The sequence below is a fragment of the Sphingomonas endophytica genome (assembly GCF_001476895.1).
GTDB classification, from domain to species: domain Bacteria; phylum Pseudomonadota; class Alphaproteobacteria; order Sphingomonadales; family Sphingomonadaceae; genus Sphingomonas; species Sphingomonas endophytica_A.
The window spans coordinates 1-540 of sequence record NZ_LDTB01000221.1 but is presented as its reverse complement, the minus strand read 5'-3'; the positions used below and the strand labels follow the sequence as shown (position 1 = coordinate 540).

Below are 540 nucleotides of genomic sequence, written 5' to 3'. Positions count from 1 at the left end.
CTGGGTCGTCTATAACGGCTACGCCGACGCCTCGAAGGTGCCCCCCGGCTGGCGGGGCTGGCTCTGCCACAACGTCGACGTCGCGCCGAGCGAGGAGAAGTACCAGCCGAAGGCGTGGCAGAAGCCGCATATCGAGAACCAGACCGGCACCGCGAACGCGTACCGGCCGGCGGGCTCGCAGCTCTCCTGGGGCCAGCGGCCGGCAGCGACCGGCGACTACGTGTCCTGGACGCCGGGCGAGTAGGTCCGCGCGCCGCCTCGGGCCGGGCGCCCTTTTGCCGCCACCGTTCCGGTGTTCATGACGGGCCAATCCTGATCGTCCGCCGCGCAGCCGTTGGCGCGGCCGGCCACCCTCGTCTAGGGGTCCGAGCCTTGAGCCGCATCACCGCCCTCGCACGCCGCGCGCTCGCCCCGAGCCTCGCGCTCCTCGTCTGCGCCGGCCCCGCCGCTGCCGACAAGATCAAGAACCCGACCGCGGTGTTCTCCGGGCTCGACAAGATCACCGGCCGGATCGTCAATTTCGAGGTCGCGGTCGACGAG

The 540-nt window shown here is 71.7% G+C and carries 1 protein-coding gene; it reads left to right on the top strand.

What is annotated here, in order from left to right:
- Nucleotides 1-244, top strand: a 244-nt coding sequence (locus tag NS334_RS16860; RefSeq protein ID WP_241492016.1) for an NADH-ubiquinone oxidoreductase subunit NDUFA12 family protein, incomplete at its 5' end; no start/stop codon positions are given.
- Between the last annotated feature and the right edge of the window lie 296 nt (nt 245-540).